Genomic DNA, 17,495 nt, shown 5'->3' on the forward strand with positions numbered 1-17,495 from the left:
TCAGCGCTTGCCTGGTTCGCGGAGGGCCTTCTTCAACAGGTCCGCCACGGTCCGCACGGTGGGCTCGCGCAACAGCGTGTAGTGGTTGCCAGGCAGGCGGTGCGACTCCAACCGCTCACCCACGAGCGCGGCCCAGCCGCCGTCGCTCGGACCCGTGTCCGCGAGTTCTTCCGCCTGCACGCGCAGCACCCGCTGCTCCATCGCGGGCGGGTGGTAGCGCCGAGCCGCTTCGAGGTTGGCCTCGAAGACGCGGAAGAGGGCGAGCGGGTTCGCGCTGTCCACTCCGGGCGGGAGCGCTCCGGCTCGCACCGCGGACTCCAGCACCCGGGTGAGCGCCGCTTCAGGCTCCAGCGTCGCCAGCTCCGCCGTGTCCAGCGCCAGCTCCGCCAGCGACACGCCCATCAAGTCTTGCGCGAACAAGCCCACGGCCAGCGTTCCATCCAGGGGCGGCTCGGAAGCCGCCACCGTCTCCGGAACGTACGAGTCGATGAGCGCGAGCAGCGCCACCTCCTCGCCCGCCGCGCGCAGTTGGTGCGCCATCTCGTACGCGATGACGCCGCCCAACGACCAGCCACCCAGGTGGTAGGGGCCGGCGGGCTGCACCGTGCGCAGCTCTCGCACGTAGTCAGTGGCCATTTCCTCCACGGTGCCTGCGGGGGTGCTCGTGCCGTCCAGGCCTCGGGCCTGGAGGCCGTAGAAGGGCTGCTCTGGACCCAACTGTCGCGCCAACTCCGCGTACGCGAGCACGTTGCCGCCCACCGGGTGGACGCAGAAGAACGGCGGGGCGGTGCCCGGGCCTTGCTTCGCGAAGGGCACCAACGGCGTGAAGGGCTTCGTGTCCTCCGCTTCGGCCATGAGTTGCGCGAACTGCTCCACACTGGGGGCCTGGAAGAGCGCCGACAGCGGGAGGCGGCGACCCGTCTCACGGTTCACCGCCGCGAGCAGGCGCACCGCGAGGAGTGAATGGCCACCCAGTTCGAAGAGGCTGGTGCGCACATCCACGGCGGACACGCCCAGCGTCTGGGCCCAGAGCCGCGCGAGCAACGCCTCGTTCGCGTCGCGCGGTCCCACCAGCGGGCCCGACGACGGGGCGTCGGTGGAGGGAGCGGGCAGGGCCTTGCGGTCCACCTTGCCATTGGCGTTGAGCGGCAGGGCCGACAGCGCGACGAAGGCGGACGGCACCATGTAGTCGGGCAGGGTGCGCAGCAGGTGGCCGCGCAGCGGAGTGGTGTCCACGGCGGGGGCCACGTAGGCCACGAGGCGCGGCAGGCCGGGCACGTCCTCGCGGACGAGGGCCACCGCGTCCCGGAGGCCCGGGTGCGAGCGCAGGGCGGCTTCGAGTTCACCCAGCTCGATGCGGTAGCCGCGCAGCTTCACCTGGAAGTCCAGCCGGCCCATGAAGTCCAGCGTCCCGTCCTGCCGCCACCGGGCCCGGTCTCCCGTGCGGTACAGCCGTGCTCCGGGCTTCGTGCTGAACGGATGCGGAATGAAGCGCTCCGCCGTGAGGTCCGCCCGGGCGCGGTAGCCGCGTGCGAGTCCCTCGCCGGAAATGAAGAGCTCTCCAGGCACTCCCACGGACACGGGGTTCAGGCTCGCATCGAGCACGAAGGCGCCCATGTTGACAAGCGGCCGGCCGATGACGGGCACCGGCTGCGTCGCGTCCTGGATGCACCACCACGTCGCGTACACCGTGCCCTCGGTGGGGCCGTACAGGTTGTAGGCCCGCGTGCGCTTCGTCGCGGAGAGGACTCGCCAGGTGGCTTCATCCACCGCCTCACCGGCGATGAGGAGCGTCTCCGGCACGTGCGTGCGCTCCAGCAGGCCCGCCTCCAGCAGGGGCTTGAGCTGCGACGGCGTGCAGTCCAGCACGTCCACGCGGTGCTGCTCCATCCACGCCAGCATCCGCTCCGGCTCCTGGCGCACTTCCTCGCGCACAAGGCACAGGCAGTGGCCGTCGAGCAGCAGGAGGAGTTGTCCCACGGAGATGTCGAAGTTGAGCGGCGCGTTGAGGCTGGCCCTCAGGACGCGCGGCACCGCGGAGAGCGGCACGTCGGCCATGGCGCGGTGCAGGTGGACGATGGAGCGGTGCTGCACCATCACGCCCTTGGGCATGCCCGTGGAGCCCGACGTGTAGAGGATGTACGCGACGTTTTCAGGCCGCACCTCCACGCGCGGGTTGCCCGGAGACAGCGCGTCGATGCGCCGGGCCTCCGCGTCGAGCCGCACCAGGTGGCGCACCGCCGGTTGCCACACTCCGGCCAGCGCCTGGGTGGTGAGGAGCACCGTGGCTCCGCTGTTCTCCAGGATGAAGTCCTTGCGCGCTTCGGGGGCCGACGGGTCCAGCGGCACGTAGGCCCCGCCCGCCTTGAGAATGCCCAGCAGCGCGACGATGGCCTCTGGCGAGCGCTCCAGGCTGAAGGCCACCGGCACGTCGGGGCCCACCCCCAACGTGCGCAGGTAGTGCGCCAATTGGTTGGCGCGCACGTTGAGCTGGTGGAAGGACACCGTAGCCTCCCCCATCACCAGGGCAGGGGCCTTGGGCGTGCGCGTCACCTGCTGCTCGAAGCGCGTGTGGTAGGGCACGTCGGCCGGGAAGTCGGCCGTCTCGCCGCTCCACTCCTCCAGCACCCACTGACGCTCGTCCGCCGACAGCAGGGGCAGCGTCTCCACGCCAGCGTCCGGCTGCGCGACGGCGCCTTCCAGCAACTGCACCAGGTGCTCCGTCAGCCTCCGGGCCGTGGCCGCCTCGAAGAGGTCCGTGCTGTAGAAGAGGGCGCCTTCGAAGCCCCCGGCCGTGCGGCCCAGGCTCAGGTCCAGGTCGAACTTCGTCGCGTTCGCCTCCACCTTCACCGGCCGCAGCGTGAGCTCCGGCAGACGCGCGTCCGAATCCGGCGTGTTCTGGAGCACGAATTGGGCCTGGATGAGCGGCGTGCGCGACAAGTCCCGCGCGGGCTGGAGTGCTTCCACCAGCCGCTCGAACGGGATGTCCTGGTGCTCGTACGCGCCCAGCGTGTTGGTGCGCACCTGCGCCAGCACCTGACGGAACGAGGGCCGCGCGTCGAAGCGGGCGCGCAGCACCAGCGTGTTGACGAAGAAGCCAATCAGGCCCTCCGTCTCCGCGTGGCGCCGGCCCGCGATGGACGTGCCCACCAAGAGGTCATCCTGACCGGAGCAGCGGTACAGCAGCGTCTGGAAGGCCGACAGCAGCACCATGAAGGGCGTGACGCCTTCCTTCTGCGCCAGGGCTTCCACCGCCTCACTCAGGACCGGAGGGATGCTCACCGGGAGCATGGCACCCCGTGCGGAGCGGCGCGGGGGACGGGGCTTGTCGGTGGGCAGGGCCAGCGCTTGCGGCGCACCGGCGAGCTGCCGCTTCCACCAGCCAAGCTGGGCCTCCAGCGCATCCCCCTGGAGCCAGGAGCGCTGCCACACGGCGTAGTCCGCGTACTGCACCGGAAGCGGAGGCAGCGGAGACGGCAGCCCCTGACGGAAGGCCTCGTAGAGGGCCACCACCTCGCGCACTAGCACGCCGATGGACCAACCATCGCCGATGCTGTGGTGGAGGCACAGGAGCAGCACGTGCTCGCTCGCGTCGAGCTTCAGCAGCGTGAGCCGCACCAGCGGTCCCGCAGCCAGGTCGAAGGGACGCAGGGCGTTCTCGCTCGCGAGCCGGAGCACCTCGGCTTCGCGCGCGTCCTGGGGCAGCGTGGTGAGGTCCACCACGAACAGGCTTTGCGCCGGGGCGGGGTGGATGCGCTGAAGGGGCTCGCCGTCGTGGGTCTCGAACGTGGTGCGCAGCGACTCATGCCGCTGGACCAGCGCGTCGAAGGCCTGCTGGAGCTCCGGCACCTCCACGGTGCCCGACAGACGCAGCGCGGTGGGCATGTTGTAGAGCGGGCTGCCGGGGTCCAGCTGATCGATGAACCACAACCGCTGCTGCGCGAAGGACAGCGGGTGCGGTCCGGGCGTTGAGGCCGGAACAAGCGGCGGCAGCACGGTGGCGGTCGGGGCCTCCGGCAGGCGCAGGGCGAGCGTCGCCACGGTGGGCGATTCGAACAGCGCGCGGACTGGCAGCTCCACACCGAAGCGGGTACGCACCCGGGCCACCAGCTGCGTGGCCAGCAGCGAGTGGCCGCCCAGCTCGAAGAAGTTGTCATGCCGTCCCACGGTGGGCACGCGCAGCACTTCACTCCACTGCGCGGCGAGGGCGATTTCCGTCGGCGTCTCCGGCGCCACATAGGTGCTCGCACCGAGCTGCGAGGCTTCCGGCGCGGGCAGCGCCTTGCGGTCCATCTTGCCGTTGGGCGTCAGCGGCAGGGTGGGCAGGGCAAGAATCGCGGCCGGGACCATGTACTCAGGCAGGTGCTTGCGCAGGTGTTCGCGCAAGGGCGCGGTGTCCACCTCCGGCACCACCCAGGCCACGAGGCGCGCATCGCCGGGCACGTCCTCGCGCACCGCCGCGACCGCGTCCCGGACGCTCGGGTGCGAGCGCAGCGTGGCTTCGACTTCGCCCAGCTCGATGCGGTAGCCGCGCAGCTTCACCTGGAAGTCCAGGCGGCCCATGAAGTCCAGCGTCCCGTCCGCGCGCCAGCGGGCCTTGTCGCCCGTGCGGTACAGGCGCGCGCCGGGCTCCGTGCTGAACGGATCCGGAACGAAGCGCTCCGCGGTGAGGTCCGGTCGGCCCAGGTAGCCGCGCGTGACGCCCTCGCCGGAGAAGCACAGCTCGCCCGGCAGACCGAAAGGCACCAGGCGCTGGCGCTCATCGAGCACGTAGGCGCGCAGGTTGTCCAGCGGCCGGCCGATGACGGGCCGAGGCAAGGCGGTGCCCTGGATGTCGAACGTCGTGACGGCGACGGTGGTCTCGGTGGGACCGTAGCCGTTGATGGCGCGCGTGCGGGCCGTCGTGGCCAGCAGTCGCCACGTCACCTCGTCCAGGGCTTCGCCGCCCAGCATGAGCTGCGACGGCACCCAGGCGCGCTCCATCATCCCCGCCTCCAGCAGCAGCTTGAGCTGCGCGGGAGTGCACATCAGCACGTCGATGCGGTGCCGCTCCAGCCACGTGAGCATCCGCTCCGGCTCCAGGCGGGTCTGCTCGGAGATGACGCAGAGGCAGTGACCATCGAGCAGCTTGATGAACGAATCGATGACCGCGTCGAAGTACAGCGGCGCGTTCAAGCTGAAGCGCAGCCGGTGCGGCGCCGTGAAGAGGTTGCGGGCCAGCGTGTGGTGCAGGTGGACGACGGAGCGGTGCTGCACCATCACGCCCTTGGGCGTGCCCGTGGAGCCCGACGTGTAGATGACGTAGGCCAGATTGTCCGGGCCCGCCGAGGCAGGCAGGGGCTCCTCGGGGAGTGTCGCCAGGCGCGCCGCTTCGGCATCCAGCTTCACCACGTGGGCGACGTCGGGCCGCCACGTTTCGGCCAGGGCCTGGGTGGTCAGCAGCACCGAGGCGCGGCTGTTCTCCAGGATGTAGGCCTTGCGCGCGTCAGGAGCCGCCGGGTCGAGCGGCACGAACGCGCCGCCCGCCTTGAGCACCGCGAGGAACGCGACGAGGGCGTCCGCGGAGCGCTCCAGGGCTAGGCCCACCGTGACTTCCGGCCCTACGCCCAGCGAGCGCAGGTGCCGGGCGAGCTGATTGGCCCGGGCGTCGAACTGACGGAAGGACAGCGTCGTCTCCTCGAACACCACGGCGTCCGCGTCCGGCGTGCGGGCCGCCTGCTGTTCGATGAGGCCGTGCACCGTGGTCCCCAGGTCGAAGTCCACGACGTCGCCGTGTCCGAGCGTGACGATCCGTGCCTGCGCCTCGGGTGTGTCGAGGACCAGATCGGCCAGCGAGGCATCGGGCCGCGCGACCACGGTCTCCAGCAGCACCCGCAGGTGCGTGGCGATCCGCTCGGCGGTGGCGGCCTCGAACAGGTCCGTCGCGTATTCGAGCCGGCCCGCGAAGCCGTCCGCGTCGCGACGCAGGTCCAGGCTCAGCTCGAACAGGGTGGTCCCACGGGTGCCGAACTCGGCGGGCCGCACGGCGAGGCCGGGCAGGGCCGCCGCCGACAGCGGCGCGTTCTGGAGCGCGAACAGCGCCTGGAACAGCGGCGTGCGGGACAGGTCGCGCGTCGTCTGGAGCTCTTCCACCAGCCGTTCGAACGGCAGGTCCTGGTGTTCGTACGCGCCCAGCGTCGTGGTGCGCACCTGCGCGACAAGCTGGTGGAACGAGGGACGCGCGCTGAAGCTGCCGCGCAAGACCAGCGTATTGACGAAGAAGCCGATCAGGCCCTCCGTCTCCGCATGGCCACGGTTCGCGATGGGGGAGCCCACCAGCACGTCGTCTTGACCGGAGTAGCGGTGCAGTACGGCCTGGAACGCCGCCAGCAGCACCATGAAGGGCGTGGCGCCTTGCTTCTGTGCCAGGGCCTCCACCTGTTCGGACAGCGCGCGCGACAGTCGCACGGACACTGAGGCGCCGCGCTGCGAGACAATCGCCGGACGCGGCTTGTCGGTGGGCAGGTCCAGCACGTGGGACGCACCCGCGAGCTGCTGCTTCCACCAGTCGATCTGCGCCTTCAGCACGTCGCCCTGGAGCCAGTTACGCTGCCACACGGCGTAGTCCGCGTACTGCACCGGCAGCTCCGGCAGGACCGGCGTCTGGCCGTGGAGGAAGGCCTCGTAGAGGGCCGTCGTCTCGCGCACCAGCACACCCAGCGACCAGCCGTCGGACACGATGTGGTGCAGGTGCAGCACCAGCACATGCTCTTCCGCGTCCAGCTTCATGAGCAGGGCGCGAATCACCGGGCCCTGCGCCAGGTTGAACGGACGGCGGGATTCCGCGAGGCCGCGCCGCGTTGCTTCAGTCTGACGCTCCGCCGGGTCCGTGATGCTCGTGAGGTCCACGGACTCGAAGGGCACGGTGGCCTCCGAGTGGATGTGCTGCACGGGCTGGCCCGCTTCCACGCGGAACGTGGTGCGCAGCGATTCGTGCCGCGCCATCAGCGCGTCCAGGCTCTTGCGCAACGCCCCTTCGTCCAATGCGCCGGTGAGGCGCAGCGGCAGCGGCATGTTGTACAGGCTGGTGCCCGGCTCCAACTGGTCGATGAACCACAACCGCTGCTGCGCGAATGACAGCGGCGGCGCGGTGGTCCGCTCGGTGCGAACCAGCGGGGGGGCCTGCGTGCGGCTGGCGTTGGCCAGCTTCTGGGCCAGGGTGGCCACGGTGGGAGCGCTGAAGAGGTCTCCCAGAGGCAGCTCCACCCCCAGCGTCGAACGGATGCGCGACACCACCTGCGTGGCCAACAGCGAGTGACCACCCAGTTCAAAGAAGTCGTCGTGGATGCCGACGGCTTCCAGGTGCAGCACTTCCGCCCAGATGGCGACGAGTGCTGTTTCCATCGCATTGCGAGGCGCGGCCACCTCCGCATCGGAGACCTTCGGCGCCTCCGGGGCGGGCAGGGCCTTGCGGTCCACCTTGCCGTTGGCGTTGAGCGGCAGGGAGGGCAGGGTGACGAACGCGGACGGCACCATGTAGTCGGGCAGCAGCTTCTGAGCGAACGACTTGAGCTGCGCCACATCGCCCGCGTCAGCAGCGGCCACGATGTACGCGACGAGTCGCTTGTCTCCGGGCACATCCTCGCGCGCCAGGACCACCGCCTCGCGCACCTGGGACGACTGGCGCAGCACGGCCTCGACTTCGCCGGTCTCGATGCGGAAACCGCGGATCTTCACCTGGAAGTCCGTGCGGCCCAGGAACTCCAAAGTCCCGTCCGCCTGCCAGCGCACCCGGTCGCCCGTGCTGTAGAGGCGCGCTCCCGGCTCCGTCGCGAAGGGGTGGGGGATGAAGCGCTCGGCGCTCAGGTCCGGACGGTTCAGATAGCCCCACGCGAGGCCATCGCCTCCGACGTAGAGCGAACCCGGCACGCCCACCGGCACGGGCTGGAAGGCCGCATCCAGCACCCACGCGGTGGACTGCGCCAGTGGACGACCGATGGGCACCGACCGGCCGACGCTGTCTCCCACGCGCAACGTGTGCGTGGCGGAGAACGTGGTGTTCTCCGTGGGGCCGTAGCCGTTGACGAGCACGGAGCCCGACGGAATCCGCGCCAGGTGCTCGCGCACGCGCTCCACCGGCAGCACGTCGCCGCCCGCCAGCACCTGCCGTACGCCCGCCAGCGCTTCGCCCTGATGGATGACCATCTGCTCGAAGAGCGCCGCGGTCAGCCACAACGTGGTGATGCCTTCGGTGCGCAGCAGCGCCCCCGTCTCCTCGAAGGACAGCGCCTTCGCTGGCGCCAGCACCAGCTTCGCTCCGTTGAGCAGCGCGCCCCACACTTCCAGCGTCGAGGCGTCGAACGCCACCGGCGCCAGTTGCAGGAAGACCTCCTCCGGCCCGAAGTGGATGAAGTCGTTGCCTCGCACCAGCCGCACGATGCCGCGCTGGGGCACGCTAACGCCCTTGGGACGCCCCGTGCTGCCTGACGTGAACATCACGTACGCCAATGCTTCGGCCGGCACCTCCAGGCCCAGCCCCGTCTCCGACTGCCGGGCAATCTCCGCCGCATCCGCGTCCATGAGGACCTGGAGGTCGGCCACGGCGGGCAGCTCATCCGCCAGCGACTCCTGCGTCACCAGCACGCTGACGCCCGCCTCCTGCAACATCCAACTGATGCGGTCGGCCGGATACTTCGCCTCCACCGGTACGTAGGCCGCTCCGGCCTTCAGGATGCCCAGCATGCCGACGATGAGTTCGAACGAGCGCTCCAGGCACAGGCCCACCCGGTCCCCGGGCCTTACGCCGGATCGGCGCAGGTGGTGCGCCAGTTGGTTGGAGGCGCGATCCAGCGCCGCGTAGCTCAGCGTCTTCTCTCCGGACTTCAGCGCGAGCGCATTCGGCGTCCTTGCGGCCTGGGCGCTGAAGAGCCCGGCCACGGAGGCATCACGCGGGTACTCGCGCGACGTGCGGTTCCACCCGACCAGCAGCTTCTGGCGTTCCTCGGGCGTGAGCAGCGGGAGCCGAGCCACGGGGACATCGGGCGAAGCCAGGACGACGTCCAGCAGGACCTGGAAGCGGTGGACCAGGCCGGCCATCGTCTCGGGTGAGAACAACGCGGTGTTGTAGAGCAGCGTTCCGCCGAAGCCGTCGGGGCCGCGGCGGATCAGCAACTGCAGGTCGAAGAGGCTGAACCGCAGCGCGCCGCCCATCGGCCGGAGCGTCAACTCCGGAAGCACCAGCTCCGGCATCGGCGCGTTCTGCAGGGTGAACGTCACCTGGAAGAACGGCGTGCGGCTCAGGTCGCGCTCGGGCTTCAGGACCTCCACCAGCTTCTCGAACGGGAGGTCCTGGTGCTCATAGGCCCCCAGCGTGGTGGTCCGCACCTGCGCGAGCAGCTCGCGGAAGGTGAGCGTGTCCTTCACCTGCGTGCGCACGACCACCGTGTTGGCGAAGTAGCCGATGAGGTCTTCGGACTCGGCGTGGCGGCGGCCCGCGATGGGCGAACCGATGAGCACGTCCTCCTGACCCGAATACCGGTGCATCAGCAGCTTGAAGGCCGCCAGCAGCAACATGTACGGCGTCGCGGACTCGCGCTTCGCCATCGCCTCCACGGCTTCGCTCAGCGCGAGCGGCAGAAGCATGGGTTGGTCCGCGCCCTGGAAGGACTGCCGCGCCGGACGCGGATGGTCCGTGGGCAAGTCCAGATACGGCGCCGCGTCGTCCAACTGAGCCCTCCAGTAGCCGAGCTGCTTCTCCAGCACCTCTCCCTGGAGCCAGCCGCGCTGCCAGAGCGAGTGGTCGGCGTACTGCACCGCCAGCTCCGGAAGCGGAGAGGGCAGGCCCTTGGAGAAGGCCGCGTAGAGCGCACCCATCTCCCGTACCAGGACGCCCGAGGACCAGCCGTCGGAGATGATGTGGTGCTGCGTCAGCACCAGCCCGTGCTCCGCCGGGCCCAGCTTCAACACGAGCACCCGAACCAGCGGGCCCTCTTCCAGGTTGAACGGGACGCGGCCCTCTTCGGCGGCGATCCGCAAGGCTTCCGCCTGACGCGCTTCGGGCGCTTCGATGGACGTGAGATCCACGTGCCGCAGGGGCATCGGGAAGGGCGGGTGGATGACCTGCGACGGTGTCCCTTCGTGTGGACGGAAGGTGGTGCGCAGTGCTTCGTGACGGCGCACCAGCTCATCGAACGCGTGCTGGAGCACGGTCGTGTCCAGCCTGCCTTCGAGCTTCAACGACACCGGGATGCTGTACGCGGTGCCCGCCGTGCCGAGCTGCTCGATGAACCACAACCGCTGCTGGGCGAACGAGAGGGGAATCACCTCCGGACGCTCCGCCCGGACCAGCGCAGGCAGGGACGCTCCCGTGCCGTCCGGGCCCTGGAACGAATCAATCAGCGCGGCCAGCGCGGCCACGGTGGGCCGTTCGAAGAACGCGCGCAGGGGCAGTTCCACCTTGAAGTGGACACGCACGCGGGAGACCAGCTGCGTGGCCAGCAGCGAGTGGCCGCCCAGCTCGAAGAAGTTGTCGTGCCGTCCCACGGCGGGGATGCGCAACACCTCGCTCCACAGCGCGGCCAGGGCGGTTTCCGTCGGCGTCTGCGGCGATTCGGAGACGTGCGATGCGAGCTGCGAGGCCTCCGGCGCGGGCAGCGCCTTGCGGTCCACCTTGCCGTTAGGCGTCAGCGGCAGGGCGGGCAGGGCGATGAACGCGGCCGGGACCATGTAGTCGGGCAGGTGCTTGCGCAGGTGTTCGCGCAAGGGAGCGGTGTCCACCTCCGGCGCGACGTACGCGACAAGGCGCGCATCGCCCGGCACGTCCTCGCGCACCAGCGCCACCGCGTCCCGGATGCCCGGGTGCGAGCGCAGCGTGGCTTCGACTTCTCCCAGCTCGATGCGGTAGCCGCGCAGCTTCACCTGGAAGTCCAGGCGGCCCAGGAAGTCGAGCGTGCCGTCCTCGCGCCAGCGGGCCTTGTCGCCCGTGCGGTACAGCCGCGCACCGGGCTCCGTGCTGAACGGATCCGGAACGAAGCGCTCGGCTGTGAGCTCCGGACGGCCCAGGTAGCCGCGCGTGATGCCGGCGCCGGAGAAGCACAGCTCACCCGGCAGGCCGAAGGGCACCAGGCGCTGGTGCTGGTCGACCACGTGGGCGCGCAGGTTGTCCAGCGGCCGGCCGATGACGGGCCGGGGCAGGGCGGTGCCCTGGATGTCGAACGTCGTGACGATGACGGTGGTCTCGGTGGGACCGTAGCCATTGATGGCGCGCGTGCGAGTCGTCCCCGCCAGCAGGCGCCAGAGGGCTTCGTCAATGGCCTCGCCGCCCACCAGGACCTGCGACGGCACCCGGGCGCGCTCCAGCAGTCCCGCTTCCAGCAGCAGCTTGAGCTGCGACGGGGTGCTGAGCTGCACATCGATGCGTCGGGATTCCATCCACGTGAGCATCCGCTCCGGATCACGCCGCGTGTCCTCGGGGATGATGCAGAGGCAGTGACCGTCGAGCAGCTTGATGAACGCCTCGATGACCGCGTCGAAGTACAGCGGCGAGTTCAGGTTGACGCGCAACGGACCCTGCTGCGGGTAGATGTTGCGGGCCAGGGTGTGGTGCAGGTGGACGACGGAGCGGTGCTGCACCATCACGCCCTTGGGCGTGCCCGTGGAGCCGGACGTGTAGATGACGTAGGCCAGATTGTCCGGGCCCGCCGAGGGAGGCAGGGGCTCCTCGGAGAGCGCCGCCAGCCAGGTCTGTTCGACATCCAGCTTCACCACGTGGGCGATGTCGGGCTGCCACGCGTCGGCCAGGGCCCGGGTGGTGAGCAGCACGGAGGCGCCGCAGTCGCGCAGGAGGAGGTCCTTGCGCGCGGCGGGAGCCGCCGGATCGAACGGCACGAACGCGCCGCCCGCCTTGAGCACCGCGAGGAACGCGATGATGGCGTCAGCGGAGCGCTCCAGGGCCAGGGCCACCGTGACTTCCGGCCCCACGCCCAACGAGCGCAGGTGCCGGGCGAGCTGATTGGCTCGGGCGTCGAACTGACGGAAGGACAGCGTCATCCCTTCGAACTCCAGGGCATCCGCGTCCGGCGTGCGAGCCACCTGCGCTTCGATGCGCCCGTGCAGCGTGGACTCCACGTTGAAGTCCACGACGTCCCCGCGCCCGATGCCCAGGAGCCGGGCGTGCTCTTCCGCCGAGCTGAGGGGCACGTCGGCCAACGGCACATCGGGCCGCACGAGCACGGTCTCCAGCAGCACCCGCAGGTGCGTGGCGAGCCGCTCGATGGTCGCGGGCTCGAACAGGTCCGTCGCGTATTCGAGCATGCCCACGAAGCCGTCCGCGTCCCGATTCAGGTTCAGGATCAGTTCGAACAGGGACAGGTTCCGGCTGCCGAAGTGCGCTCCCGTCACGGACAGGCCGGGCAGCGCCAACTCCGGGACAGGCGCGTTCTGGAGCACGAACATCACCTGGAAGAGCGGCGTGCGGGACAGGTCCCGCATGGTTTGCAGCGACTCCACCAGCCGCTCGAACGGGAGGTCCTGGTGTTCGTACGCGCCCAGCGTCGTGGTGCGCACCTGCGCGACAAGTTGCCGGAAGGAGGGCCGCGCGCTGAAGCTGCCGCGCAGCACCAGCGTGTTGACGAAGAAGCCGATGAGGCCCTCCGTCTCCGCGCGGCTCCGGTTCGCGATGGGGGAGCCCACCAGCACGTCGTCTTGAGCGGAGTAGCGGTGCAGCACGGACTGGAAGGCCGCGAGCAGCACCATGAAGGGCGTGGCACCTTCCTTCTGCGCCAGCGCCTCCACCTGTTCGGAGAGGGCACGCGGCAGTCGCACGGGCACTGAGGCGCCGCGCTGCGAGACGACCGCCGGACGCGGCTTGTCGGTGGGCAGCTCCAGCACGTGGGAAGCCCCCGCGAGCTGCTGCTTCCACCAGTCGAGCTGCGCTTCCAGCACCTCCCCCTGGAGCCAGCCGCGCTGCCAGACGGCGTAGTCCGCGTACTGCACGGGCAACTCCGGCAGGGCAGGGGTCCGGCCGTGGCGGAAGGCCTCGTAGAGCGCCGTCATCTCACGCACCAGCACGCCCAACGACCAGCCGTCAGACACGATGTGGTGCAGGTGCAGCACCAGCACGTGCTCTTCCGCGTCCAACTTCAGGAGCAGGGCGCGAATCACCGGGCCCTGCGCCAGGTTGAACGGACGGCGCGATTCCGCGAAGCCGCGCCGCGTTGCTTCAGCCTGCCGTTCCGTGTCGTCCGCGATGCCGGTGAGGTCCACGGATTCGAAGGGCACGGTGGCCTCCGAGTGGATGTGCTGCACGGGCTGGCCCGCTTCCACGCGGAACGTGGTGCGCAGCGACTCATGCCGCGCCATCAGCGCGTCCAGGCTCTTGCGCAACGCGCCTTCGTCCAGCGCGCCAGTGAGGCGCAGCGGCAGAGGCATGTTGTACAGGCTGGTGCCCGGCTCCAGTTGGTCGATAAACCAGAGCCGCTGCTGCGCGAACGACAGCGGCGGCGCGGTGGTCCGCTCGGTGCGAACCAGCGGGGGCGCCTGCGTGCGGCTGGCGCTGCCCAGCTTCTCGGCCAGGGTGGCCACGGAGGGAGCGCTGAAGAGGTCTCCCAGCGGCAGCTCCACGCCCAGCGTGGACCGGATGCGCGACACCACCTGCGTGGCCAGCAGCGAGTGGCCGCCCAGTTCGAAGAAGTCGTCGTGAATGCCGACGGACTCCAGATTCAGCACCTCCGCCCAGATGGCGACGAGCGCCGTCTCCATCGCGTTACGCGGCGCGGCCACCTCCTCAGTGGAGACGCGCGGCGCCTCCGGGGCGGGCAGGGCCTTGCGATCCACCTTGCCGTTGGCATTGAGCGGCAGGGCGGACAGCTCCACCCAGGCCGTGGGGACCATGTATTCGGGCAACTGCTTCTGGATGAGCGCCTTCAGGGCGCCGGGCTCGAAACCCTCGCCCGTGGACACGACGTAGGCGACGAGTCGCTTGTCTCCGGGCACATCCTCGCGCGCCAGGACCACCGCCTCGCGCACCAGGGACGACTGGCGCAGCACCGCTTCGACTTCGCCCGGTTCGATGCGGAAGCCACGGATCTTCACCTGGAAGTCCGTGCGGCCCAGGAACTCCAACGTCCCATCCGCCTGCCAGCGCACCCGGTCGCCCGTGCTGTACAGACGCGCTCCTGGCTCCGTCGCGAAGGGGTGGGGGATGAAGCGTTCGGCTGTCAGGTCCGGGCGCTTCAGGTAGCCCCACGCCAGACCATCGCCTCCGACGTACAGCGCACCCGGCACGCCCACCGGCACGGGCTGGAGGGCCGCATCCAGGACCCACGCGGTGGACTGCGCCAGCGGTCGGCCGATGGGCACGGAGCGGCCCACGGTGTCACCGGCACCCAGTGCGTACGTGGCGGAGAACGTTGTGTTCTCCGTGGGGCCGTAGCCGTTGACGAGCACGGAGCCCGACGGAATCCGCGCCAGGTGCTCGCGCACGCGCTCCACCGGCAGCACGTCGCCGCCCGCCAGCACCTGCCGTACGCCCGCCAGCGCTTCGCCCTGATGGATGACCATCTGCTCGAAGAGCGCCGCGGTCAGCCACAGCGTGGTGATGCCTTCGGTGCGCAGCAGCGCCCCCGTCTCCTCGAAGGACAGCGCCTTCGCTGGCGCTAGCACCAGCTTCGCGCCGTTGAGCAGCGCGCCCCACACTTCCAGCGTCGACGCGTCGAACGCCACCGGCGCCAGTTGCAGGAAGACCTCCTCCGGCCCGAAGTGGATGAAGTCGTTGCCTCGCACCAGCCGCACGATGCCGCGCTGGGGCACGCTGACGCCCTTCGGACGCCCCGTGCTGCCCGACGTGAACATCACATACGCCAGCGCTTCGGCCGGCACCTCCACCTCCAGCGCGGTCTCCGGCTGCTTCGCAATCACCGCCGCATCCGCGTCCAGGAGGACCTGGAGGTCCGCCACGGCCGGCAACTCATCCGCCAGCGACTCCTGTGTCACCAGCACGCTGACGCCCGTCTCCTGGAGCATCCAACTGATGCGGTCGGCCGGATACTTCGCCTCCACCGGCACGTAGGCCGCGCCGGCCTTGAGGATGCCGAGCATGCCCACGATGAGCTCGAACGAGCGCTCCAGGCACAGGCCCACCCGGTCCCCGGGCCTCACGCCGGAGCGGCGCAGGTGGTGCGCCAGTTGGTTGGAGGCTCGCTCCAGAGCCGCGTAGCTCAGCGTCTTCTCCCCGAACTTCAGCGCGGGCGCATTCGGAGTGCGCGCCGCCTGGGCGGAGAAGAGCCCGGCCACGGACGCGTCGCGCGGGTACTCGCGCGACGTGCGGTTCCATTCGACGAGGACCTGTCGGCGCTCTTCGGGGGCGAGCAGTGACAGCTCGGACAGCCGCGTGTCCGGTGCGCGGACGGCGGCCTCCAGCAGCATCCGCAGGCGCTGGACCATGCCAGCCGCGGTCTCGGGGACAAACAGATGCGTGTTGTAGCGCAGCGAGCCCGCGAACCCGGCGGGCCCCCGGCTCATCACGAGTTGCAGGTCGAAGAGGATGCTGCCCGGATCCATGTCCAATCCCCGGAGCGTCAACTCCGGAAGCACCAGCTCCGGCATTGGCGCGTTCTGCAGGGTGAACGTCACCTGGAAGAACGGCGTGCGGCGCAGGTCACGCTCGGGCTTCAGGACCTCCACCAGCTTCTCGAACGGCAGGTCCTGGTGCTCGTACGCGCCCAGCGTCGTGGTGCGCACCTGCGCCAGCAGCTCGCGGAAGGTGAGGGTGTCCTCCACCTGCGTGCGGATGACGACGGTGTTGGCGAAGTAGCCGATGAGGGCCTCGGCTTCGGCGTGACGGCGGCCCGCGATGGGCGAACCGATGAGCACGTCCTCCTGGCCCGAGTACCGGTGCAGCAGCAGCTTGAAGCCCGCCAGCAGCAGCATGTAGGGCGTCGCGGACGCCTGCTTCGCCAGGGTCTCCAACGCTTCGCTCAGCTCACGCGACAGCTCCACGCGCTCGTCCGCCGCCTGGAAGGACTGCCGCACGGGACGCGGGTGGTCCGTGGGCAGGTCCAGGTACGCAGCGGCACCGTCGAGCTGCCCACGCCAGTAGCCGAGCTGCTGCTCCAGCACCTCTCCCTGGAGCCAGCCGCGCTGCCAGAGCGAATGGTCGGCGTACTGCACCGCCAGCTCCGGCAGCGGCGAGGGCCGGCCCTTGGAGAAGGCCGCGTAGAGCGCGCCCATCTCCCGCACCAGGACGCCCGTGGACCAACCGTCGGAGATGATGTGGTGCTGCGTCAGCACCAGCACGTGTTCCGTGGGGGCCAGCTTCAACAGGAGCACGCGCAGTAGCGGGCCCTGCTCCAGGTCGAACGGAGTCCGAGCCTCCTTCATCGCGAGCCGATGGGCCTCGGCTTCACGCTCGTCCCGCGACGCCATGACCGTGAGGTCCACGTGTCGCAGGGGCATCGGGAAGGGCGGGTGGATGACCTGCGAAGGCGCGCCCTCATCCGAATGGAAGGTGGTGCGCAGGACTTCGTGACGGCGCACCAGTTCGTCGAACGCCGCCAGGAGCACGATGGTGTCCAGCGAGCCTTCGAGCTTCAGCGTGATCGGAACGATGTACGCGGTGCCCGCCGTGCCGAGCTGCTCGATGAACCACAGCCGCTGCTGGGCGAACGACAGCGGGAGCACGTCCGGACGCTCCGCCCGGACCAGCGCAGGCAGGGACGCGCCCGTGCCGTCCGGGCCCTGGTACGAATCGATCAACGCGGCCAGCGCGGCCACGGTGGGCCGCTCGAAGAACGCGCGCAGGGGCAGCTCCACCCGGAAGTGGACACGCACGCGGGAGACCAGCTGGGTGGCCAGGAGTGAATGGCCACCCAGTTCGAAGAAGTTGTCGTGCCGTCCCACGGTGGGCACCCGCAGCACTTCACTCCACAGCGCGGCCAGGGCGATTTCCGTCGGCGTCTCCGGCGCCACGTAGGTGCTCGCGGCGACCTGTGAGGCCTCCGGCACGGGCAGCGCCTTGCGATCCACCTTGCCGTTGGGTGTCAGCGGCAAGGAGGGCAGGACCATGAAGGCGGCCGGGACCATGTACTCGGGCAGGTGCTTGCGCAGGTGCTCGCGCAAGGGCGCGGTGTCCACCTCCGGCGCGACGTAGGCCACCAGCCTCGAATCGCCCGGCACGTCCTCGCGTACCAGCACCACCGCGTCCCGGAGGCCCGGGTGCGAGCGCAGCGTGGCTTCGATTTCACCCAGCTCGATGCGGTAGCCGCGCAGCTTCACCTGGAAGTCCAGGCGGCCCATGAAGTCCAGCGTCCCATCCTCACGCCAGCGCGCCTTGTCGCCCGTGCGGTACAGGCGGGCACCCGGCTCCGTGTTGAACGGATTCGGAACGAAGCGCTCCGCCGTGAGGTCCGGCCGGCCCAGGTAGCCACGCGCCAGGCCTTCACCCGCGAGGCACAGCTCGCCCTGCATGCCGAAGGGCAGCAAGCGCTGCTGCTCGTCGAGCACGTACGCCCGCACGTTGT

1 protein-coding gene (only partly in view) is annotated in these 17,495 nt (G+C 70.1%); it reads right to left on the reverse strand.

Annotated features, from left to right (window positions below; genetic code table 11):
- Positions 1-17,495, reverse strand: partial view of a non-ribosomal peptide synthase/polyketide synthase gene (locus OV208_RS10235; protein ID WP_267573650.1) — the 3' end only. The gene runs 27,595 nt beyond the window's last position; 17,495 of the gene's 45,090 nt are visible here — the last part of the coding sequence; its start codon lies beyond the right edge, outside the window; its stop codon occupies positions 1-3.

Origin of the sequence: Corallococcus sp. bb12-1 (assembly GCF_026626765.1) — a bacterium.
Lineage (GTDB): Bacteria > Myxococcota > Myxococcia > Myxococcales > Myxococcaceae > Corallococcus > Corallococcus terminator.